Here is a 21,443-nt window from a genome sequence, read left to right as displayed (position 1 = left end):
TAATTGCTCTGATAACTCAAAAATAAATTTTCTTATAAAATCTACAATATCCATAATTGCTACTCATATCCCTGAACAGATTTAATAAAAACACATTAACACAATGGAGGAAAAGCTGGAAAAGCTGGGACACCCACCTAGCCCCAGCTTTGACAACGCACTCCCATTCCACTTTTCTTAAACAGAGAGACCAAAGAAGACAAGCTGGGACACCCACCTAATCCCTGCTTTGACAACTCACTCCCTCTCCACTTTCCTTAAACCGAGAGACCCAAGGGGAGAGCCGCCATGACCATCGCCCGTTCACGCCAGATCAGCCTCGCCGATACACCTTACTACCACGTGGTCAGCCGCTGCGTCCGGCGCGCCTTTCTCTGCGGCCAGGATGATCATTCCGGCCAAAGCTACGAACACAGACGCCAGTGGGTTGCCGACAAGCTGGGCCAACTGTCGCAGGTCTTTGCCATCGGCATCTGCGCCTATGCCGTGATGAGCAATCACTATCATCTGGTACTCAAGGTACAGGTCAACATTGCCCATAAATGGAGTGAACGGGAGGTGGCTGAACGCTGGTCCCGTCTGTTTCAGTGGCCCTTGCTGGTGCGGCGCTGGCATCAGGGAGAAGAACTAATAGCACCCGAGCTGGACCTTGTGCACCAACTGATAGCCCAGTGGCGGGAGCGCCTCTATTCCATCAGCTGGCTGGTGCGCTTGCTGAACGAGTCGCTGGCCCGCCAGGCCAATCAGGAAGATGGCTGCAAGGGCCACTTCTGGGAGGGACGCTTCAAAAGCCAGGCCCTGCTCACCGAGTCGGCGCTGCTGGCCTGCATGACCTATGTTGACCTCAACCCCATACGGGCGGGCATCGCCACCACACCGGAGGAGAGCGACTTCACTAGCATCCAGCAACGAATTGAACAGAAAGCTGATTCAGCCACATCAGCCCCCTTGCTGTTGCCTTTTGCAAGGGAAGGAAAGCCCGGAGAACTCCCCTACCGTTTTTCCGATTATCTGGTTCTGGTGGATAGGACAGGACGAGCGATTCGTCTGGATAAGCATGGCCATATCCCGCACCATCTCGCACCTGTACTCCAGCGCCTGGGCATAGAAGAGGGGCAGTGGTTGGGGCAAGTCACCCTGTTTCGGCGCCTCGGTATTCGGGCGATTGGCGACAAGCTTTGCTGCCAGCGCTACGCCGCCCACTGTGGCCAGACACGATGTTACCAACCAAGCCTTTGATATCTGAAAACATCGCGAGTTCACCAGCAAACCATCGATGACGCTGTACAGACACTGATTACCAAATAGCAGACACTGATGTCCAATCAGGCTCACAACTCTTACTCCCACGGCTTCCCTAAATCAGCCTACGTACGTATGGGTCTTTCAGGTTATCCGTCCTTTCCCATCAGGTGGGTGTCCCAAGAACGTCCGGGTGGGTAGTCCCAAGAACGGACACTGATGTCCGATCAGGCTCACAACTATTACTCCCACGGCTTCCCTAAATCAGCCTACGTACATATGGGTCTTTCAGGTTATCCGTCATTTCCCATCAGGTGGGTGTCCCAAGAACGCATCCCAATAACGCCCTCTCCGCATTGTCTCCGCATCGGGGATGGGCATCAGCCGCCGTCGCTGGTAGGGTATACGCCTCTATTCATCACCGACCGAGGCGTTATGCAACGCAAGACCTTGGCCCTGCTGCTGGCCACTCATCTGCTGGTTGGGGGAGCGGGATTTGTCGCCGGCATCTATGTCCTGCCCATTCTGATAGCGCCTGCCGCACCGAGCAGTGCACAGGTGGTGGCCAGTCAGCAACAGGCAATCTTTCACGGCACCTTTCGCCGGGATCTGAAAGACAGCGACCGACTGCACTGGGGCGAAGGCAAGGTGAGCATTGGGCCCGCCGCAGTCAGTCTGATGGGCCAGCTGGCGCCGGGGCCCGATTACCAACTCTATCTGTCGCCGGAATTTGTCGAAACCGAGGCGGACTTTGCCCGCCTGAAGCCACAGATGGTGCACGTGGGGCCGGTTAAGACCTTCGACAACTTCATAGTACCGATCCCTGCTACCGTCGATCCGGCCCACTACCGCAGCGTGATCGTCTGGTGTGAAACCTTCGGCCAGTTCATCAGCGCCGCTCGTTATCGCTAGTTGCATTACCGCCCAAGTCAGGGCTCGATAAGTAACCGGGCCCTGTCGTCGGGCCCGGGTTGAACGTCCATGTCATGGGGTCAAACATCTGACCCATCACACCTGACTAGATGGCATCGAGCAGTTTCTCTATCGGATAGGCACTCGATACCACCAGCTCATCCTGGATCTGCTTGGCCTGCTCCAGCAGATCCCGCGCCTGGGCCAGCTCAGCTGGCGGCAAGGAGTGCTTGCTGCCATGCAATGCCAGCAGCCGCAAACCAAGGCGTGAGATGGCATCCACCCGTTCTACCAAAGGGGCTACGGCCTTGAGATCGGCATTCTCTGCACAGAGCTGCCTCATGGCGGGGACGCTGTCTCGCCATTGCTGCAACAGGCCCTCAATAGACTGACGGTGCACCCCGGCAGCAGGGTCGGCCAGGAAGCCATCCACCCAGAGATCGAGCTGACGGATGGCCAGGCTCTCGGGGGGCAGGGCATCGGCCAGACGGTTGAGGGGATCATATTTGTCGTAGCCCTCGTTGGCCGATTTCTCATGGTGGCGGTGGTAGTACTGGGCCTGTTCGACCGCCCCGGCGAAGTGCTGCAAGGCGCTGATGTCATTCTGATTTGCCAGTCGCAACATGCCTTGCATGGCACTCCATTGATGCTGCAAACCGACCGAGACGGTGCCCCAGCGATCCATATATTGCAGACGGCGATACATGCTCTGCTCATCATCAAGCTGTTGCGCTGACCAGAGCCGCTCGGCGATGGCATAGCTGCGCGGCCAGAGCCGCAGGTCCAGGGTCTGCTCCTTGACTATCTCGCTCCACAGCGTCACCTCCCCCCCCAGCACCCGATCGGCACTTTCTCCCTGCAGCGTTACCGGATGGCGATTGGATACCAACTGGCTGCCAGCCATCTCGCTGCCGCCTATCTGGTGACCCGTCATGGCATAGCGCGCATTGGATACCTGCAGGAAGCCACTCAGCTTGCCTGCCTTGAGGGTGACTATCGGCTGCGTCTTGCCCATCCAGCTATCGAGCCAGAAGCGGGTGACTCCCTGCCCCTCACGAATATCCTGCACCGGGCGGCGAGACTTACCCTTGAAGTCGATGAAGCCGCGCGGCTGGCCCTGGGGGTCGGTGATCAAGGTAAAGGTGCCGCTGATAGGGCTGCCGCGTTTGCGTGGCGCCTCGAACGCCCAGCTCTGCCACTGTTCACCAGGCTGCAAGGTGTCACCTATCACCAGCGGCGCCGGCACGGGGTCGTTGCGATAGTGATAAGCCGTGGGCTGAGGCTGATCGATGTAGTAACCGGTGGAAAGTAGCGCCGGATGGCCACGTTGAGCCGCCTCGCCAAGCGCATCCTGACCCTGCCAGGAGTGGATGGCCACGCTCTTGGGCAAGTCTTCGTGCAGCGTCTCATCCCAACCAATCATCTTGCGGCCATGCCTGGCCAGTATGGCCTCCAGCTTGCGGTTGAAGTGGGCGTGCAGTGCCTGCACGTCGCTCAGCTGATTGGCTTTCATATAAGCCGCCACCGCGGTGCTCTGCTGCCACTGGGTTGGATCGACCTCATCACCCCCTATGTGCAAATAAGGATCGGGGAAAATGGCAGCAACCTCGGCCACCAGCTGATCGATGAAGTCGTATACCTCGGGTTTGCTGGGATCGAGCAACGGCTGATGGACCCCCCAGCGTGGCTCGGCCAGGTAACTCTTCTGCTCAGTGATGAGTTCGGGATAGGCAACGGCCAAGGCCGAGGCATGTCCTGGAAAATCGAGCTCTGGCACGACCCGTATGCCGCGCCGGACTGCATAATCGACCAGTTCCCGCATCTCGGCCTGACTGTAGAATTGGCCATGTGAACTCTGCTCTTGCAGACGGGGGAATCGCTTGGATTCGAAGCGCCAGCCCTGATCATCGGTAAGGTGCCAATGAAACACATTCAGCTTGGCCGATGCCATGCCGTCGAGCTGGCGTTTGAGCGCCGCCAATGGCATGAAATGGCGCGCAGAATCGATTAACACGCCACGCCAGGGAAAACGCGGCGCATCCGTGATGGTGACGGCTGGCAGGTGGGGACCACTCGCCCCGTTTTGCAGCAATTGCAAAAAGGTCTCCATGCCACGTAGAGCACCATAGACGGTATTGGCCTCAAGATGCGCCCCCTGCTCGGTGACCGCCAGCTGATAGCTCTCATCTTCGCGTACCTGCTGCGGGAAGGAGGGCTCCCCCTGGCGTACCGCTATCTCCAGTACGGCACCAGACTCATCCCCCGGCTGCAGAAAGAGGCCACTCTGCCGCTCGATACGTTGCTGCAAGCGGGTCACGGCCTGAGCCAGCATGGGCGAACGGGCTTGAGTCAAGCGGATGGTCAGGCTGCGATCGACCTTGAGTTGACCCGTCCCCAGTGCCACCTGTTGCGGGTAGGGCATCAGGGGCAGATCCGTATTGGGGGCAGCAGCCAGGGCGGGTAATGACAGGCAGCCAAGGGCCAATGCCAGCAGGGTTAGTTTCATGGTGACTCCATCCGGTAGAGTGGGGCAAGCGGGTCAAAAAACGACCCGTATGGCACAGAGTGAAGCAATAGCCCCCCAGTCGGGGGCCACCCTTTTTCCACTGCCAGCCGGAAATGGGGTGTCAAAAGAGCATCTTTCGTGATCAACTTAACGCCCACATGGCGCTTGCCGCCCTTTGATGTGACGACGGGCGCACTCTATCCCCCCAACCAAGCAGCCGCTGCAATGAGCCACTTTGTGGAGCTGATCACAATGCGTAACCCCTTTGCCATAAGAAACGGCGCCTTAAGGCGCCGTTTCTCTCATTCCCACAGCTGAGGGTCAGCCTGTGTAGACCGGCAGCAGACCCGCCATATTGAGCATGTGGAAGACGGCGGTCAGCACTCCGAACAGCAACACACCCGCTATCACCGCCAGGCCGCCCGGCACCCGGAAACCGCCACCCTTGCCACTCTTGCGCACTTTCCAGGCCAGCAGCGCAGGTATGATGCAAGTCCAGAACGTTGCCACGGCGCCGGCGTAGCCGATGGCCATCAGGAAGCCGAACGGGAACAGCAGGGAGAGCAGCAGCGGCGGCAGGAAGGTGGCAGCCCATGACTTGGCGCGCCCCTGGCGACTGTTGTCGAACTTGAACAGATCCGCCAGATAGTCGAACACCCCCAGACCCACCCCGATGAAGGAGGAGAGAATGGCCGCCATGGAGAAGAGGTTGAGGGCGTTGGCCACCGCCTCCGACTCGATGACCGAGGCCAACGCCTTGAGCAGCACATCGACGTTGCCGCCTTGCGCCACCACGGGACCGAACTCGCTGCGCGGCAGGTTGCCGAACACGCTCACCAGCCAGACGATGTAAAACAGCAGGGCAATGGTGGTACCGCCCAGGATGGCGTAACGGGCACGGCGCTCCTCACCGTAGTAGGCGCGCATGGAGGAGACCGAATGGTGATAACCGAACGAGGTCAACGCCACCGGCAGCATGGCCAGCGCATAAGGCGCGTAACTGGCGTGCTGGCTCAGGGTATCGAACAGCATTGTCGGCTTGATGTTGAGCGACAGCCCAGAGATGCCGAACACGAAGCTCAGCCCCATGGATATCACCAGCACCACAGAGATGCGATCCACCGCCCGGGTTGAATGCCATACCAGCAGCGAGAAGCAGAGGGTGAACAGTATGGAGGCCCACTGGCTGCCAATGCCGGTCATGCCGTCTATGATGAGCCCCGCCGAGGTGATGTAGGCGTAGAGCAGTATGCCGCCGACGAAATAGACGGTGAGGTTGTTCAAGGCATTGACCTTGTCCCCCAGCAGCTCCCGGGTCACGGTATCGAACGACACGCGCAGCGGATAGCCCTGGTAGGATTCGAGCAGCAGCCAACCGGAGATGGTCATCACCATCATAGTCAGGGCAATGGCCAGGATGGACCAGATGGTCCAGGCGCCCGCCCCGGCACTTGGCAGCCCCAGCATGCCGGCCCCCACACAGACGCCGGCAATGATACATGCCCCGCCCACCAAAGATGGTTTCTGTCCCATTTACTTCTCCAAAGACGATTGTTGATCTGATCGCGACCGCGGACCGTTGCATTTGCTACGCCGGTTGTCATGGTAGATCGCGCTCATCTATGCTGCCGGCGCCCGGCGCTTGCTGCTTCGAAAGCGAAGCAAGGCGCGACCAGGGCTAGCTACCGGCCCGACATGGCAGCAGGGCCATCATGTCGGGGAAGGGACTTTACCCTGCTACCCCTCAGGTATCAAATGCGGGTGCATCCTCCAGCAACCAGGCTCTCCGCACAGGGCGGTTAGCTGCGACTGGTCCATCGACGCTCAATGGACCAGTTGTGGCAGCATTTGCAGCAACTCATGGCGATCCGCCAGCGGTGTCTGGCTGACCCAGATCCCCAGCAGGCCGTAGGAGAGCAGCGGCAATATCAACAACAGCAGGCAGAGCAGACCCAGCAGCCAGTGGGGCTCAAGCCTGCGCGCCTTGCTGCCAAGGTGCAGCGCATCGGCCCGCTTGGGGCAGGCGGCGACACAGCTCAGGCAGCTGCTGCACTCGAGGCTCTGCACCGCGATCAGCTGGTGCACCTGGATGCGGGACGGGCAGGCCCGGCTGCACTTGTCGCAGTCATGGCCAGCACTGCGCAGGCAGCGCGCCGGGTCACGGCGAATGCGCAGCGGTGTCAGCAGGCCGAGTAAAGAGAGCCAGGCGCCGTAGGGGCAGAGATAGCGGCAGAAGCCCTGCTGAAAGAGGGTTGTGAGCAGCAACACCCAACCCAGGCAGAGGCCGGAGATCAGGGTCAGGCTGAAGAAGAAGGCCCCCATCTTCATGTCCGCCGCCTGATGATAGGGACTGGCGAGGTAGCCGGGCAGGGCGGCAGCGGGCACCGCCAGCAGGATAATGAAGAGCAAAAAGCCGAGCACCAGAAACTTCTGGGCTCGCAGCACGGCATCGAGCCAGCGCGGCGGCGTCCACTCCCCCGCCATCAATCGACTACGCAGACGATGCAGCCACTCACCCACCAGCCCGATCGGGCAGAACCAGGCGCAGAAGGCCCGCCCCAGCAGCAGGGCCGACAGGCAGAGCACCAGCACAGTGATGGTGGCAGCCGGATGGTGCGGATCCACCAGCCCCTGTCCGAGCCAAGCCCGCAGCCCAAGCCCACCGGCGATGGGCAGGAAGCCGTCCACCACATCCGGGCGTACCAGCCAGGGTGTCTCCCCCTGCCCCAGCTGCCATATATGGATGCCGTACTGCACAGTCACCAACCCCCAGCAGAGCAGCAGCAGGTGGCGGGCCTGGGCCCGCAGCGACTGACTGTTGGCTCCGCCGAGGGCCGGCAGCGGTCGGTATCTGTGCCACAGGGCGAGGGGGACGATCACCAGTCCCAGCGCGAACCAGAGCAGGCTGTCCGCCACCACCAGCCAGATCAGGCCCAGCAGGCCGAGGGCAAGACGCCACTGCCAACCGGTGCGCGCCTGCCACCCCAACAGGGCCAGATAGACCAGACCAGCCACCATGGTCATGGCTTCAATCAGGCTCATGCATCTCCCTCATAGCACTCATTCGGATAAGGGGGCAGGATAACTAACATCTGAGTTGACTATTTTGATCTGCATGGGCAGAGGGGCCATTCGCGCCCAATGCCCCTGGCTAGGGTTGAACCTTATGCCTTGCGGCTGTTGAACAGCGGCTGATCCGACGAACCCTGCTCGGCCCAGAAGTGGATGTTGAAGCGGGCATCCTCCGACAGCTCGACCCTGTGCCAGTACTGGGGCGGGCTGGTGGCAAACTCCCCGGCCCGGATCACCAGGCTCAGCTCCGGCTGTTCGGCCTGTTCGTCGGCAAAGCCGTGATAGGTGACGGTGCCCGCCATCACGCAAAGCTGGCCGAACACCCCGGCCGCGGTGTTGTGGTGGCTGAGCAGGGCCTGGGGCACATTCTGGCGGGTGAAGAAGGGGGTGGAACGACGCACCACCCAGTGAGACGGAATAAGTTGCATGGACATATCAATTCTCCCCAAGTAGCCGGGTCAACCCGGCCTGGCGTTATCGATGAATCAACGGGGCAGCTGGCGCAGCAGCGGGAAGGCGGCACTCATCTGATCGCCCCCCACCACAAAGCCGCACAGCTCGCCATCCTCAGCGCGCGCCTCGGCCACCAGGCCATGGCTGTTCCAGCGGCACTGCCAGGCGAGATCCTCGCCCTGGGTGCGGCCCGCCAGTTGCAGCGGATAGCGCGGCGTCTTCACCTTCACCAACATGGGCGGCAAGGTCAGCGGGGTGGGAATGCCCAGCAGGGTTTTGGCCAGGGCATTGGCCCCCAGCACTATGGGTTGCAGAAAGGGGAGCAGCTGACCCCGCCACTGCACGCAATCCCCCAGCGCGAAGATATGGGGGTCGCTGGTCTGCAAGCTATCGTCGACCAGGATGCCGCTCTCCACCTCCAGCCCGGCCCCCCGGGCCAGGGCCAGATTCGGCTTCAGGCCGATGGCGGCGATCACCAGATCCTGCGAGCTGACGCGCCCGTCAGTCAGGGTCACCCGCCAGCCGTCGCCGGGCTGGGCGTCCATCCTGGCGAGACCCGTCCCGAATTGCAGGCTGACCCCTTGGCTGCGCAGCGCCTGTTGCAGCGGCTGGGTCAGGGCGGCGGGCAGCAGGGCGCTGAGCGGGCTGCCCGCCAGATCCAGCAAAGTGACCTCTTTGCCCGCACTCGCCATGTCCATCGCCAGCTCGCAGCCAATCAGCCCGGCCCCCAATATCATGATGCGCCTAGCCTGCTGGATCAGCCCCTCGGCGGCGGCGTACTCCTGCTGACTGTTGAGGGTCACCAGCTGTTCGCTGCCCGGAATCTCGGGGTGGGCCGCACTGGCGCCGGTGGCCAGCACCAGCTGACCATAGGCAAACTCCCCCTGCCCGGTCATCACAATACGACGAGCGGGATCGATGCCAAGCACGGGGCAATGGGGCACCAACGCGATGCGCTGCTGCTCGGCAAAGTCGCTGCCGCTCAGCCGGGTCATGGCCGCGGCGGCGCAGCCCCGACTCACCACGTGGCTCAAGTCCGGCTTGTTGTACTCGTCGCCGCTGTCGGCCGTGATGAGGCGGATGGGCTGCTCCCCATCCAGCTTGCGCAGGCTCTTGACCAGCTGCTGGGCGGCGAAGCCGCTGCCGATCACCACTATCTCCCGGCTGACACCGCCATCACTCAAGGTTGCTGCATTCATACACAGGCCTCCACGGCGCAGGGTTCGAACACCTCCTTGCCGATGCCGCAGCCGGGGCAGAGGAAGCTGTCCGGCACCCGGGCCCAGGGAGTGCCCGGTGCCACCAGCTGATCCGGCTCACCGAGGGCCGGGGCATAGATCCACTGGCAGACGGTGCAGAGCATGGGCTGGTCATCGCCCTGCTCGCAGGTGGTCGGGGCCACGCCGCGAGATACCGGGAGCTCCATCGCACCAACAGAAGCTGGGACACTCATCTCAACCACAACTCCTGCCTCAACTACCGGAGCCGCTGCGGCGCTAGTTGTGATGATCGGACGGGGCGCCTCGAGCGGGTGCAGCGCCCACTGGCGGGCGAGCTGGCGACCGTGCTCGCGGCACAGGGCCAGCGCCGATCCGTCGGGGCGCCACTTGGCCTTGAGGGAGAGGCTGATGTCGAAACCCGCGTCCATCAGCCGGGTCTGGATCCGGTCAACGGCGCCGCCGGTCCAGCCGTAGCTGCCGAAGGCCGAGGCACGCTTGTTGCGAAAACGCAGGCCGGTGATCTCTTCGAGCATGCCCGCCACCTTGGGCATCATGACATTGTTCATGGTGGAGGAGCCCACCAGCACCCCCTTGGAGCGGAACACCTGGGTCAGGATCTCGTTCTTGTCGTGGCGCGCCACGTTGTAGATCTTCACCGCCACGCCCGGGTCCACCTCGTGGATGCCCTGGGCGATGGCGTCGGCCATCATGCGGGTGTTGTTGGACATGGAGTCGTAGAACAGGGTGATGCGATCCTCCTGGTAGTGGTCGGCCCACTCCAGATATTTCAGGATGATCTGGGTGGGATCGTCGCGCCAGACGATGCCGTGGGAGGTTGCCACCATGCTCACCGGCAGGTTGAAGCCCAGCACCTCCTTGATCTTGGCGGTCACCAGCGGGCTGAAGGGGGTGAGTATGTTGGCGTAGTAGCGCTGGCACTGCTCCATCAGCTCAACCTGATCCACCTCATCGTTGAACAGGTGCTCGTCGCAGTAGTGCTGGCCGAAGGCGTCGTTGGAGAAGAGCACCGCATCCTCCGTCATATAGGTCATCATGCTGTCAGGCCAATGCAGCATGGGAGTCTCGATAAACACCAGCTGCTTGCCATTGCCGATATCCAGGCTGTCGCCGGTTTTCACCGGGTGGAAGTTCCACTCTGGATGATGATGGTGGCCCGTGATGGAGTCGATGGCGTTGTGGGTGCAGTAGATGGGGGTGCCCGGGATGCGGGCCATCAGCTCGGTCAGGGCACCGGCATGATCCTCCTCGGCGTGGTTGATCACGATAACGTCGATGGAGGCGAGATCGATCTCGGCCGCCAGATTCTGCACAAACTCGCGGCTGAACTTGTGATCGACCGTATCGATCAGCACATTCTTGCCTTCGCGGATGAGATAGCTGTTATAGCTGGTGCCCTTGTGGGTCTTGTACTCGGTGCCGTGAAAATCGCGCACCTCCCAGTCCCGTTGGCCGACCCAGTGAATGTTGTTTTTGACGTGAATAGTCATCAAGTTGTTCCTCAGAATGCAATAGCGAATGTGCGACTGAACGGACTATTGCAGTTGACGTGCCAACTCATAACTCATTGTTTTTATAGAAAACAGATTTCAGGCATTGTCATTTAGACACTTACTCTTCATAGTCAAAAACACAAAGACACTGTCATTTGGACAATTCTCGTGATTTCAACCGACAGCCTGGTGCGCATCGCCCTCGACCTGCAACTCGGCATCTCTCATCAGGACAGGTTCCACCGCCTGATCCAGAGCGTGCGCAGCCTGCTGCACTCGGACGCCTCGGCCCTGTTGCGCTACGAGGGGGGCCAGTTCATACCGCTGGCCATCGACGGCCTGATGCAGGACGTGCTGGGCCGCCGCTTCGCGCTGGCGGACCATCCGCGCATGGAGGCCATCGCCCGTGCCGGTGACGTGGTGCGCTTCCCCGCCGACAGCAACCTGCCCGACCCCTATGACGGCCTGATCCCGGATCACGACGACTTCAGAGTGCACGCCTGCGTCGGCCTGCCACTGTTTTCGGATCAGACGCTCATCGGCGCCCTGACCATAGATGGCATGAACCCGACCCAGTTCGACGGCATCAGCGACGAGGAGCTGCGACTGGTGGGCGCCCTGGCTGCCGCCGCCCTCAGCAACGCCCTGTTGCTGGAACGGCTCGCCCGCCAGAGCAGCGAACCCCTCGCCCCCTCCAGCCAGAATGGGCCGGGCCAGCCCGAGATGATTGGCCGCTCCCCGGCCATGGACCGATTGCGCCACGAGATAGCCGTGGTGGCGAGCTCCGAGCTGAACGTGCTGATCCTGGGGGAAACGGGGGTCGGCAAGGAGCTGATCGCCAAGGCGGTGCATCAGGGCTCACCCCGTGCCAGCGCGCCCCTTGTCTATCTCAACTGCGCCGCCCTGCCGGAATCGGTGGCGGAGAGCGAGCTGTTCGGCCACGTGAAGGGGGCTTTCACCGGCGCCATTCACAACCGGGCGGGCAAGTTCGAGCTGGCCGACAAGGGTACCCTGTTCCTGGACGAGATCGGCGAGCTCTCCCTGTCGCTGCAGGCCAAGCTGCTGCGGGTGCTGCAATACGGCGATCTGCAGCGCATCGGTGACGACACCCCCCTCAAGGTGAACGTGCGTATCCTGGCCGCCACCAACCGGGAGCTGAAACAGGCGGTGGTCGAGGGGCAATTTCGAAGCGATCTCTACCACCGCCTGAGCGTCTTCCCGATCCACGCCCCCGCCCTGCGGGAGCGGCCGGACGACATCCCCCTGCTGGCCGGTTATTTTTGCGAACGCTGCCGGGTCAGCCTGGGGCTGGAGCGGCTGCGCATCGAGCCCAGGGCGCTGCAACTGCTCGGCAGCTATGACTGGCCGGGCAACGTGCGGGAGCTGGAGCACGCCATCCACAGAGCCGCCGTGCTGGCGCGGGCCGAGCAGGGCAGTCAGGCCCCGGCACTGGATTGCCACCACTTCAACCTTGCCACCGGCAGCGCCCCCTCATCCAGCCGCATTCCTGTGGAACAGGCGCCGCAGCAGATAACGGCTGGCATTGGACTGCGCACAGCCACCGATGCCTTCCAGCTTCGGCTGATCGAGCAGACCCTGGCAGCCCAGCACGGCAACTGGGCCGCCACCGCCCGAGCGCTGGAGATGGACGGCGGCAACCTGCACCGGCTCGCCAGACGGCTCGGCCTCAAGCCCTGAGGGTTGCCCATAACCCCCCTCGCCGCCGGGGAAGTGTGGGATAAGGACATGCTCGCTGGCCAACCCGGCGCAGCGAGTCGCAAGATGCAGATACAACAACGGCTCCCTCGGGAGCCGTTGTTGTATGCGCGATCCCATCAGCGCTGGGCATCTTCCTTCAGCCATTGGGCAACCCGTTTGGCGAAGTAGGTGAGTATGCCGTCGGCACCGGCGCGCTTGAAGCAGAGCAGGGACTCCATGACGGTCTCGCGCTCCTTGAGCCAGCCGTTCTGGATGGCGGCCATGTGCATGGCGTACTCGCCACTCACCTGATAGGCGTAGGTCGGCACGCCAAACTGATCCTTGACCCGGCGGATCACGTCCAGATAAGGCATGCCGGGTTTGACCATGACGCTGTCGGCCCCCTCCTGGATATCAAGGGCGACCTCATGCAGGGCCTCGTCACCGTTGGCCGGATCCATCTGGTAGGTGGCCTTGTTGCTCTTGCCGAGATTGGTGGCCGAGCCAACCGCATCGCGGAAGGGGCCGTAGTAGCTGGAGGCGTACTTGGCTGAGTACGCCATGATCTGGGTGTGAACGAAGCCGTGCTCCTCCAGTGCCGCACGAATGGCACCGATGCGGCCATCCATCATGTCGGACGGTGCCACCATGTCGGCCCCCGCCTGCGCATGGGAGAGCGCCTGCTTGACCAGGATCTCGGTGGTAATGTCGTTCATCACATAACCGTCGCCATCTATGATGCCATCCTGACCATGGGTGGTGAAGGGATCCAGTGCCACGTCCGTGATGACCCCAAGCTCGGGGAAAGCCGCCTTGAGGGCGCGGGTGGCGCGCTGGGCCAGCGCATCCGGGTTGTAGGCTTCTTCGGCCAGCAAACTCTTCTTGCCAAGCGGCGTCACCGGGAACAAGGCGATTGCGGGCACCCCCAGGGCGACCAGCTCGGCGGCCTCGATCAGCAGCAGATCGATGGAGAGGCGATCCACTCCCGGCATCGAGGCCACGGCTTCCCGCTGACCTTCACCTTCCAGCACGAACACCGGATAGATGAGGTCATCGGCCGTGAGACGATTCTCGCGCATCAGACGGCGGCTGAAATCCTGCTTGCGCGCCCGGCGCAGACGGCGGCCCGGGAAGGCGCCTGGAAGAGTTGTGGCCATGAGTCACTCCTGGATTGGAAGTTGGAAAAACGCGGCTGAAGTGGCCCGGGTATGGGCCAGCAGGACCTCGGGCGCCTCAGCGCGGCAAGCCGCCACCACTTGGGCGATATGCGGCAAAAAAGCGGGTTCGTTGCGTTTGGGGCGCGGCTTGAGATCCCGGGGCACCAGATAGGGAGCATCCGTCTCTATCATCAGGCGGCCCGCCGGAATGCGAGCCACCTGCTCGCGCAGCAAGAGACCCCGTCGCTCGTCGCAGATCCAGCCGGTGACGCCTATGTGCAATCCCAGGGCCAGGCACTCATCGAGCTCCTCATCGGTACCGGTGAAACAATGCAGCACGGCCCCTGGCAACTCAGGGAGCCAGGGAGCCAGGATCTCGATGAAACGGGCGTGGGCATCGCGGCAGTGCAGGAACACCGGCATGTTCAGCTCGGCGGCCAGGGCAAGCTGGGCGTCGAACACGGCATCCTGCACAGGACGCGGCGAGAAGTCGCGGTTGTAGTCCAGGCCGCACTCGCCGATGGCAACCACCTGAGGCAAGGTCGCCAGCTCACGCAGGGCAGCCAGGGTCTGCTCGTCCACCGACTTGGCATCATGGGGATGCACCCCTGCGGTCGAGAAACAGTAGTCGGGCCAGCGGCTGGCCAGGGCAGCGCTCTCCTGGCTGCCCGCCAAGTCGGTACCGGTCAGGATCAGGGCACTGAGTCCGGCGGCGCGGGCGCGCTCGACCAACTCGTCTTGCTCCCCCGCAAACTGGGGGCTGGTGAGGTTAATGCCTATATCTATCATGGAGTCTTCAAAAATGCAGATGAAAGCCATCAAGGGCCACTACCATACTCCCCGCGTCCGGCCATGAAAAGAGTCAGCCCCTCGGGATTGGCTGGACGGCGCGGCGCTCGCCCTGCAATCCGGCAGGCAGCACGCCAAAAAAAGAGGGGCCTCAGCCCCCCTGTTCGGTTTCCTCGTCAGCCAGCGGCTCCTTGCGAGTGTAGAAACGCGCGAAGAAGACACCGACCTCGAACAGCATCCACATGGGGATCGCGAGCAGAGTCTGGGAGAAGACATCCGGCGGCGTCAGCAGCATGCCGATGACGAAGACGGTCACCACCACATAGGGGCGCTTGGACTTGAGGCTCTGCGGGGTAGTGACGCCCGTCCAGCAGAGCAATATGGTCGCCACCGGGATCTCGAACGCTACCCCGAACGCGAAGAACAGGGTCAGCACGAAGTCCAGGTAGTTGGCGATATCGGTGGCAATGGTCACCCCGGCCGGGGCCGTGCTGGTGAAAAAGCCAAACACCAGCGGGAACACCACGTAGTAGGCGAACGCCATCCCCGAGTAGAACAGCAGGGCGCTGGAACAGACCAGGGGCATGATGAGCCGCCGCTCATGCTTGTACAGCCCCGGGGCGATAAAGGCCCAGGCCTGATAGAGCAGATAGGGGATGGTGATGAAGAAGGCGACCACTATGGTCAGCTTGATGGGCGTCAGGAAAGGGGTCGCCACATCGGTCGCTATCATGCTGGTACCGGCAGGCAGCTGGCTTATCAGAGGCTCAGAGACGAACTTGTAGATATCGTTCGAAAAATAGACCAGGCAGACAAACACCAGCAGTATGGCGCCCAGGGCATGGAGCAAGCGGGTCCTCAGCTCCACCAGATGGGCGATCAGCGGCTGTTCGGTCTGGCTCATGGCTTGGCCCCCCCGTTGAGATCCGGCGAAGCGGCCTTGGTCGATTCGGCCACGGGCTCGTTCGGCTCGGCGGCCTGCTCTTTGACTGGCTGTGACCTGGCATCCGGCAAGATACGGTTTTCCGGCTCGGGGGCCGCGTCAGGCTCATGGCCAGACACATCCAGGGACGGCGCCTTGGCGTAGGGATGTGTGACCGAATTGGCCGCTTCCTTCAGCTTGTCGATGGACTCTTGCAGTTCCGGGCTTAGATTGCGCATCTGCAGTTGCTCGGCCTTCTTGAGATCGTTATGCAGCTCTTGCAGCTTGAGCTCCTGTGCCAACTCGGACTTGACCGCATTGGCCGTGCTGCGCACCGCCCGGATCCAGCCGCTGACGGTACGGATGGCAACCGGTAGCCGCTCAGGGCCCAGCACCAGCAGGCCGACGATGCCGACCACGATCAGTTCCCAAAAACCGATGTCGAACATGGCTTAGGCCTGATCTTTGTCTTTCTGCTTCGCGCTCTCGTCCTGCTTGGCCGATTCATTCAGCTGCTTGGGATCGAAGTCCGCATCCTTTTGCACCGGTTTGGCATCGGGTTCGTCGGAAATGGCTTTCTTGAAGCCTTTGACCGCAGCACCCAGATCACCGCCAATGCCACGCAACTTCTTGGTGCCAAACAGCAACACGACGATGGCCGCGATGATCAATAATTGCCAAATACTGATTCCACCCATGATTTTCTCTCCGAAATTGGCGCCGTCAGGCGCGCATTGTAATTAGTGTGAACGGGCCTTGAGCCAACCGAGCAGCCAGCATACGCCACTGGCGGCCAGCGATACTTGACCCCATTCAATATGTTGTTCGGTAATCAGGAAAATGCCGGCCAACAGCAGGCTCGCGCCCGTGCCAAGCAGATAACGGGCCTGACCCTGACGACGACTATGACTGCGAAATTCGACAAACAGATGATCAAACTGGCGTTGTTGGCTGCGAGCCTGCCGCAGGGTCTCGTAAACCAGCTCGGGCAGCTCGGGCAGCTTCTCGGCCCAGAAGGGCGCCTTGTCACGGATCGCGTTCCAGACGGCCTTGGGGCCAACCTGCTCGCGCATCCAGTTTTCCAGGAAAGGCTTGGCGGTCTGCCACAAGTCGAGCTGGGGATAGAGCTGACGTCCCAGGCCTTCGATATAGAGCAGGGTTTTTTGCAGCAACACCAGTTGGGGCTGCACCTGCATGTTGAAGCGCCGGGCGGTGTTGAACAGATTGAGCAGCACATGGCCGAACGAGATCTCGGACAGGGGCTTCTCGAAGATAGGTTCCAGCACGGTACGGATGGCAAACTCGAACTCGTCGATCTTGGTGTCGGCAGGTACCCAGCCGGACTCCACATGCAACTCGGCCACCTTACGGTAGTCCCGGTTGAAGAAGGCGAGGAAATTCTCGGCCAGATAGCGTTTGTCTTCCTTGTTCAGGGTACCGACTATGCCGCAATCTATGCCGATCCAGAGCGGATTTTCCGGGTGCTCACGGGCCACAAAGATGTTGCCGGGGTGCATGTCGGCATGGAAGAAGCTGTCACGAAACACTTGGGTGAAGAAGACTTCGACACCACGCTCGGCCAGCAGCTTCATATTGGTGCCGTTGGCTTCCAGGGCCGCGATGTCCGAGACGGGGATGCCGTAGATACGCTCCATCACCAGCACCTGCTCGCGGCAGTGCTCAGCGTAAACCTCGGGCACATAGAGGGCATCCGAGCCGAGGAAGTTGCGGCGCAGTTGGATGGCGTTGGCAGCCTCGCGCATCAGATTGAGCTCGTCGAGTATGGTTTTGCGATACTCGGCAACCACTTCGACCGGCCGCAACCTGGCACTGGACGGGGCAAAGCGGGACACCAGTCGTGCCAGGGCCGTCATCAACCGCAGATCAGCCTCTATGGTCTGCTCTATGTCGGGGCGGATCACCTTGATGACAATCTCCCGACCACTCTCCTTGAGGCGCGCCGTGTGCACTTGGGCGATGGAGGCTGAGGCCAGCGGCGTCTCGTCGAAGTCATCGAACAGCGCCTCGATCGACACTCCCAGACTCTGTTCTATCTGACTGCGAGCCAGCTGACCGCAGAAGGGCGGGACCCTGTCTTGCAGCAGAGCCAGCTCCTCGGCGATGTCCGGCGGCAATAGATCGCGCCGGGTCGACAGCATCTGACCGAACTTGATGAAGATGGGGCCGAGCGCCTCGAAGGCGAGGCGGATGCGCATGCCGCGGCTCTTGCCCTGCTGGCGATTTTTGAGCCAGAACAGGCTGCGGCGCGCCAATCTGCCCGGCCAGGGTTGATACTTGGCGGGCACCAGCTCGTCTATCCCCTGTTCAAGCAGGATGGCGACGATGCGATAGAGACGTTTGAACTCCTTGGGGGTCATCAGGGGATCCGTTGCTCGAGGCGGGCGAGACGCAATTCGGTGGCCTTGAGGCGCTGGGCCAGGACATCGACGTCATCGGAAAAACTGGCGACTTCCAGCGGGCCCGGGGCGAGGCGAACCTCTTCGGTGAGATATTCTGCCAGCTGGCGTTGACTGCGGCACAACTCGGTACCTATCGCCTTGCGCGCCCGATGGACTCCGCGAAACAGGCTGTGAGCCAACACATCGCCGGTATAGCGAGAGAGTTGCTCTTCCCAATCGATATCGAGTTCGCCAAGCAGAGTACTGAAGGCCTGCACCAGCTGGGGATCCCCATGCAAATCCAGCTTCTCTTCGCGGATATAGCGGGTCAGGGCCGAAGGATCCTTGAGCAGACCCAGGGCACTCAGAGAGAGGCTCAGCACCGCATCGGCCTCCCCCTCATGCTGGGCCAGCACATCGAGACGGCTCGCCGAGAAGACAAACCAGAGTGGCTTGAGCTCGCGCAGATCCAGCTTGAGCACTTTGCCATTCAGTTTGCGCAACTTCTCCGGGCTCTGAGCATCGAGGCGCAGCAGCTGGTTGAGGCTGGTTTCGATCACGGCCGTGACCATGGCATCCATTGGCATACTCGGCCCTTAGAACTTGTAACCACGGTGCAGGGCGACAACACCCTGGGTGAGGTTGTAGTAATCCACCTGATCGAAGCCCGCCTCCAGCATCATCGCCTTGAGGGTCTCCTGATCCGGGTGCATGCGGATGGATTCCGCCAGATACTTGTAGCTTTCGCCGTCATTCGCAACCAACTCGCCCATTTTCGGCAGCAGTTTGAAGGAGTAGAGATCATAGAGCTTGGCGATCACTTCGCTCTGGGGTTTGGAGAACTCCAGCACCAGCAGGCGACCGCCCGGTTTGAGTACCCGGAACATGGAGGCCAGCGCCTTCTGCTTGTCGGTGACATTGCGCAACCCGAAGCCAATGGTGATGACATCGAAATGGTTGTCCGGGAAGGGCAGTGCCTCGGCATTGGCTTGCACGAAGGAGACATTGTTGGCGACCCCCAGATTGCGCAGCTTGTCGCGGCCGACCTTGAGCATGGAGTCGTTGATATCCGCCAGCACTACCTGACCCGTCTCGCCGACGATGCGGGAGAACTTGGCCGTCAGATCACCTGTGCCACCGGCCAGATCCAGTACCTTCTGGCCACGCCGCACGCCGGAGCAATCAATAGTGAATCGCTTCCACAGGCGGTGAATGCCGAACGACATCAGATCGTTCATCACATCATACTTGGCTGCCACCGAATGGAAGACCCCGGCCACGAGCGTTTCTTTCTCGTTGGCCTCGACGGTTTTAAAGCCAAAATGCGTAGTTGTAGTCGGTTCCGACATCCCTCAAACACCCATAGAACAAACAATGGTCGCCAGTTTACCAGAGCAGCCAGCGTCCGGACACCTTAAACCCGGCTCCCAACCAACTGCATCCCCAGCACCACCATGGCCAGACAGAGAAAGAGGTTGAGCCCCATGTTGAGGGCAGCCTTGAGCCAGGCGCCATGCTGGGCCAGCACCACTGTATCCAGTGCGAAAGAGGAGAAGGTAGTCAAGGCACCCAGTATGCCGACCATCAGCAGTGGTTTCATGGGGTGTTCCAGGGAGTGGCCATTGCTGATGAGGGCAAAGGCAATGCCCATGATGAAGGAACCGATCACATTGACCGTCAGGGTGCCATAGGGAAAGCTACGACCCAGCAGCAGGGCAAGCAGCTCTGTCATACCAAACCGCAGACAGGCGCCGATGGCACCACCACAGGCCACAAATAACCAAGTTTGCATGACAACATCTCCAAGAGTTTCAGCTGACATTATGCAAAATATCCCCTGCGGTTGACAGGATCATGGTCGGCCTAATGTTTCCTCAACTCAGCGGCGAAAATCGATGAGTTCGCGCTGCATCAGATGAATATGACTCTTGGCTGGCATCGTTTCGGCGATCAGCTTGCCATGACGGATGGAGTAACGCACCGGTACCTGACGACGCACCGCATCGAAGCCGTTCTCGGCGGGCAGGATCAGCAGGTTGGCAGGCTTGCCGACGTCTAGCCCGTAGCGATCCTCTACCCTCAGGGTGCGGGCGCTGTGGCTGCTGATCAGCTTCAAGCCGTCATTGATCTGCTCATAGCCCATGATCTGGCAGACATGTAGTCCCATATGCAACACCTGCAACATGTTGGCCGTGCCCATGGGATACCAGGGATCGAACACATCATCGTGACCGAAACAGACGTTGATATTCGCCTCCAGCATCTCTTTGACTCGAGTGACACCGCGCCGCTTGGGGTAAGTGTCGAAGCGTCCTTGCAGGTGGATGTTGACCAGGGGGTTGGCGACGAAGTTGATGTCAGCCATACGCAGCAGGCGAAATAGCCGGGAAGTGTAAGCACCGTTATAGGAGTGCATGGCGGTGGTATGGCTGGCGGTGACACGTTCTCCCCAACCGCGCTCCAGAGCCAGTGTCGCCAATGTTTCAATGAAGCGTGACTGTTCGTCGTCGATCTCGTCGCAATGTACATCGATCAGGGCGTTATATCGCTCCGCCAGGTCGAATGCATAATGCAGACTCTCTATGCCGTACTCCCGGGTAAACTCGAAATGGGGGATGGCGCCGACTACGTCGGCACCAAGCGCCATCGCCTCCTCCATCAACGCCTTGCCGTTGGGGTAGGAGAGGATCCCCTCCTGGGGAAAGGCCACAAGCTGCAACTCTACCCAGGGTTTCATCTCTTCACGCAGCTCCAACATGGCCTTCAAGGCGATCAGCTCAGGGTCTGACACGTCCACATGGCTGCGCACAAACTGGATGCCGTTCGCTATCTGCCATTTGAGCGTTTGCATGGCCCGGGTTTTGACATCCTCATGGCTGAGCAACGCCTTGCGTTCGGCCCAGCGCTCTATGCCCTCGAATAGAGTACCGGACTGGTTCCAGCTCGGCTCACCCGCCGTCTGAGTGGTATCGAGATGGATGTGCGGTTCGATAAAAGGGGCTATGGCCAACCCCCCTTCGCCATCCAGAGATTCTTCATCCACCCTGGCGCTATGCATGGGGGCCATACTCTCTATGAGTCCATTCTGGCAATGGATCTGCCACAGTCCCTGTCGCCCAACCAGCTTCACATTGGTGATCAACATCATGCCTCTCCCTATTCTCTGAATGCCATCCGCTTTATTTCACAACAAGTTAGCTTGGATCAACAAATGAGAGAAGCGATTAGATATGGCTCATACGAGAACTGTTAACATGGATGATATGAACATCATCAGGGAGCGGACGGCGCAAGATGAAAGAGAAGATGATAGAGATAGGCAGCATTGGCCTGTTTAACGAGTATTTACAGGGTATTGGGATCCGCAAGCCGCCTCTCGATACCATAGAGAGCCACTGGGAGTACCGACAGGAAGACAAGTTGACCGCCATGGTCACCAAAACCTCCTCTGGTGAGGTCAGGCTTTATCTGGATGCCAGGGCGATTTCATTGAATTGATGGCTCGGTCATCAAAATTGGCAATGCAAAAAGGCCTTCCCGTTCGGGAAGGCCTTTCAACTTA

The 21,443-nt window shown here is 60.8% G+C and carries 20 protein-coding genes; 4 read left to right on the top strand and 16 right to left on the bottom strand.

Annotated features, from left to right (window positions below):
- The first annotated feature begins 288 nt into the window (after window positions 1–288).
- Window positions 289–1,239, top strand: a complete 951-nt coding sequence (locus G113_RS10260; protein WP_005900529.1) for a transposase — start codon at window positions 289–291, stop codon at window positions 1,237–1,239.
- Window positions 1,240–1,677: 438 nt separating this feature from the next.
- The gene (locus G113_RS10255; protein ID WP_005900527.1) at window positions 1,678–2,154 is read left to right on the top strand and encodes a DM13 domain-containing protein; all 477 of its coding nucleotides are present in this window, start codon (window positions 1,678–1,680) and stop codon (window positions 2,152–2,154) included.
- Window positions 2,155–2,260: 106 nt separating this feature from the next.
- On the opposite strand, the gene G113_RS10250 is transcribed toward G113_RS10255, so the two are convergent.
- The 6 genes from G113_RS10250 to norV all read right to left on the bottom strand — a co-directional run bounded on the left by G113_RS10250 (window position 2,261) and on the right by norV (window position 10,913).
- Window positions 2,261–4,660 carry a beta-N-acetylhexosaminidase gene (locus G113_RS10250; protein WP_005900525.1) on the bottom strand — a complete coding sequence of 800 codons (2,400 nt, stop codon included), beginning with the start codon at window positions 4,658–4,660 and terminating at the stop codon, window positions 2,261–2,263.
- 321 nt (window positions 4,661–4,981) lie between these two features.
- Window positions 4,982–6,193 (bottom strand): aromatic amino acid transporter, encoded by a 1,212-nt coding sequence (locus tag G113_RS10245; protein ID WP_005900523.1) that lies wholly within the window; start codon window positions 6,191–6,193, stop codon window positions 4,982–4,984.
- Window positions 6,194–6,484: 291 nt separating this feature from the next.
- Window positions 6,485–7,702, bottom strand: coding sequence for a 4Fe-4S binding protein (locus tag G113_RS10240; RefSeq protein WP_005900520.1), 1,218 nt, complete (start codon window positions 7,700–7,702; stop codon window positions 6,485–6,487).
- A 122-nt stretch (window positions 7,703–7,824) separates the two neighbouring features.
- Window positions 7,825–8,166, bottom strand: coding sequence for a DUF1971 domain-containing protein (locus tag G113_RS10235; RefSeq protein WP_005900518.1), 342 nt, complete (start codon window positions 8,164–8,166; stop codon window positions 7,825–7,827).
- A gap of 51 nt (window positions 8,167–8,217) precedes the next feature.
- A complete protein-coding gene (norW, locus tag G113_RS10230; protein ID WP_005900516.1) occupies window positions 8,218–9,384 on the bottom strand; it encodes an NADH:flavorubredoxin reductase NorW in 1,167 nt (388 codons plus the stop codon).
- Window positions 9,381–10,913 carry an anaerobic nitric oxide reductase flavorubredoxin gene (gene norV / locus G113_RS10225; RefSeq protein WP_005900514.1) on the bottom strand — a complete coding sequence of 511 codons (1,533 nt, stop codon included), beginning with the start codon at window positions 10,911–10,913 and terminating at the stop codon, window positions 9,381–9,383. Before norV ends, norW begins: the two co-directional genes overlap by 4 nt.
- 171 nt (window positions 10,914–11,084) lie before the next feature.
- On the opposite strand from norV, the gene norR reads away from it, so the two are divergent.
- On the top strand, window positions 11,085–12,614 hold the full coding sequence (norR, locus tag G113_RS10220) for a nitric oxide reductase transcriptional regulator NorR (RefSeq protein WP_005900511.1): 1,530 nt from the start codon (window positions 11,085–11,087) through the stop codon (window positions 12,612–12,614).
- A 137-nt stretch (window positions 12,615–12,751) separates the two neighbouring features.
- Here norR and hemB read toward each other — a convergent pair whose 3' ends face one another.
- The 10 genes from hemB to G113_RS10170 form a co-directional block, all read right to left on the bottom strand.
- Window positions 12,752–13,771 carry a porphobilinogen synthase gene (gene hemB, locus G113_RS10215; RefSeq protein ID WP_005900509.1) on the bottom strand — a complete coding sequence of 340 codons (1,020 nt, stop codon included), beginning with the start codon at window positions 13,769–13,771 and terminating at the stop codon, window positions 12,752–12,754.
- Window positions 13,772–13,774: 3 nt separating this feature from the next.
- Complete coding sequence (locus G113_RS10210) at window positions 13,775–14,560, bottom strand: TatD family hydrolase (protein ID WP_005900508.1); 786 nt, start codon at window positions 14,558–14,560, stop codon at window positions 13,775–13,777.
- Window positions 14,561–14,711: 151 nt separating this feature from the next.
- Window positions 14,712–15,464 carry a twin-arginine translocase subunit TatC gene (tatC, locus tag G113_RS10205; RefSeq protein ID WP_005900506.1) on the bottom strand — a complete coding sequence of 251 codons (753 nt, stop codon included), beginning with the start codon at window positions 15,462–15,464 and terminating at the stop codon, window positions 14,712–14,714.
- The gene (tatB, locus tag G113_RS10200) at window positions 15,461–15,931 is read right to left on the bottom strand and encodes a Sec-independent protein translocase protein TatB (protein WP_005900504.1); all 471 of its coding nucleotides are present in this window, start codon (window positions 15,929–15,931) and stop codon (window positions 15,461–15,463) included. The genes tatC and tatB overlap by 4 nt, the downstream gene beginning before the upstream one ends.
- A 3-nt stretch (window positions 15,932–15,934) precedes the next feature.
- The gene (gene tatA, locus G113_RS10195) at window positions 15,935–16,180 is read right to left on the bottom strand and encodes a Sec-independent protein translocase subunit TatA (protein ID WP_005900501.1); all 246 of its coding nucleotides are present in this window, start codon (window positions 16,178–16,180) and stop codon (window positions 15,935–15,937) included.
- Window positions 16,181–16,222: 42 nt separating this feature from the next.
- On the bottom strand, window positions 16,223–17,860 hold the full coding sequence (ubiB, locus tag G113_RS10190; RefSeq protein WP_005900499.1) for a ubiquinone biosynthesis regulatory protein kinase UbiB: 1,638 nt from the start codon (window positions 17,858–17,860) through the stop codon (window positions 16,223–16,225).
- Complete coding sequence (locus G113_RS10185; RefSeq protein WP_040319110.1) at window positions 17,860–18,468, bottom strand: ubiquinone biosynthesis accessory factor UbiJ; 609 nt, start codon at window positions 18,466–18,468, stop codon at window positions 17,860–17,862. Before G113_RS10185 ends, ubiB begins: the two co-directional genes overlap by 1 nt.
- Before the next feature lie 9 nt (window positions 18,469–18,477).
- Window positions 18,478–19,230, bottom strand: a complete 753-nt coding sequence (gene ubiE / locus G113_RS10180) for a bifunctional demethylmenaquinone methyltransferase/2-methoxy-6-polyprenyl-1,4-benzoquinol methylase UbiE (RefSeq protein WP_005900495.1) — start codon at window positions 19,228–19,230, stop codon at window positions 18,478–18,480.
- Between the two features lie 65 nt (window positions 19,231–19,295).
- Entirely contained in the window at window positions 19,296–19,673 is a 378-nt protein-coding gene (gene crcB, locus G113_RS10175; protein ID WP_005900493.1) for a fluoride efflux transporter CrcB, read from the bottom strand.
- 87 nt (window positions 19,674–19,760) lie between these two features.
- Complete coding sequence (locus G113_RS10170) at window positions 19,761–21,026, bottom strand: cytosine deaminase (RefSeq protein WP_005900491.1); 1,266 nt, start codon at window positions 21,024–21,026, stop codon at window positions 19,761–19,763.
- A 149-nt stretch (window positions 21,027–21,175) separates the two neighbouring features.
- Between G113_RS10170 and G113_RS10165 the strand changes: the two genes are divergently transcribed.
- Complete coding sequence (locus G113_RS10165) at window positions 21,176–21,379, top strand: hypothetical protein (RefSeq protein ID WP_005900488.1); 204 nt, start codon at window positions 21,176–21,178, stop codon at window positions 21,377–21,379.
- Window positions 21,380–21,443: the final 64 nt, after the last annotated feature.

This window comes from Aeromonas molluscorum 848 (assembly GCF_000388115.1).
Taxonomy (GTDB): Bacteria; Pseudomonadota; Gammaproteobacteria; order Enterobacterales; family Aeromonadaceae; genus Aeromonas; species Aeromonas molluscorum.
This window is presented reverse-complemented; position numbering and strand designations above follow the sequence as displayed.

Coding starts and splice junctions, on each gene's coding strand:
- G113_RS10260 (WP_005900529.1), top strand. CDS start 289: ATGACCATCGCCCGTTCACGCCAGATCAGCCTCGCCGATACACCTTAC.
- G113_RS10255 (WP_005900527.1), top strand. CDS start 1,678: ATGCAACGCAAGACCTTGGCCCTGCTGCTGGCCACTCATCTGCTGGTT.
- G113_RS10250 (WP_005900525.1), bottom strand. CDS start 4,660: ATGAAACTAACCCTGCTGGCATTGGCCCTTGGCTGCCTGTCATTACCC.
- G113_RS10245 (WP_005900523.1), bottom strand. CDS start 6,193: ATGGGACAGAAACCATCTTTGGTGGGCGGGGCATGTATCATTGCCGGC.
- G113_RS10240 (WP_005900520.1), bottom strand. CDS start 7,702: ATGAGCCTGATTGAAGCCATGACCATGGTGGCTGGTCTGGTCTATCTG.
- G113_RS10235 (WP_005900518.1), bottom strand. CDS start 8,166: ATGTCCATGCAACTTATTCCGTCTCACTGGGTGGTGCGTCGTTCCACC.
- norW (WP_005900516.1), bottom strand. CDS start 9,384: ATGAATGCAGCAACCTTGAGTGATGGCGGTGTCAGCCGGGAGATAGTG.
- norV (WP_005900514.1), bottom strand. CDS start 10,913: ATGACTATTCACGTCAAAAACAACATTCACTGGGTCGGCCAACGGGAC.
- hemB (WP_005900509.1), bottom strand. CDS start 13,771: ATGGCCACAACTCTTCCAGGCGCCTTCCCGGGCCGCCGTCTGCGCCGG.
- G113_RS10210 (WP_005900508.1), bottom strand. CDS start 14,560: ATGATAGATATAGGCATTAACCTCACCAGCCCCCAGTTTGCGGGGGAG.
- tatC (WP_005900506.1), bottom strand. CDS start 15,464: ATGAGCCAGACCGAACAGCCGCTGATCGCCCATCTGGTGGAGCTGAGG.
- tatB (WP_005900504.1), bottom strand. CDS start 15,931: ATGTTCGACATCGGTTTTTGGGAACTGATCGTGGTCGGCATCGTCGGC.
- tatA (WP_005900501.1), bottom strand. CDS start 16,180: ATGGGTGGAATCAGTATTTGGCAATTATTGATCATCGCGGCCATCGTC.
- ubiB (WP_005900499.1), bottom strand. CDS start 17,860: ATGACCCCCAAGGAGTTCAAACGTCTCTATCGCATCGTCGCCATCCTG.
- G113_RS10185 (WP_040319110.1), bottom strand. CDS start 18,468: ATGCCAATGGATGCCATGGTCACGGCCGTGATCGAAACCAGCCTCAAC.
- ubiE (WP_005900495.1), bottom strand. CDS start 19,230: ATGTCGGAACCGACTACAACTACGCATTTTGGCTTTAAAACCGTCGAG.
- crcB (WP_005900493.1), bottom strand. CDS start 19,673: ATGCAAACTTGGTTATTTGTGGCCTGTGGTGGTGCCATCGGCGCCTGT.
- G113_RS10170 (WP_005900491.1), bottom strand. CDS start 21,026: ATGTTGATCACCAATGTGAAGCTGGTTGGGCGACAGGGACTGTGGCAG.
- G113_RS10165 (WP_005900488.1), top strand. CDS start 21,176: ATGAAAGAGAAGATGATAGAGATAGGCAGCATTGGCCTGTTTAACGAG.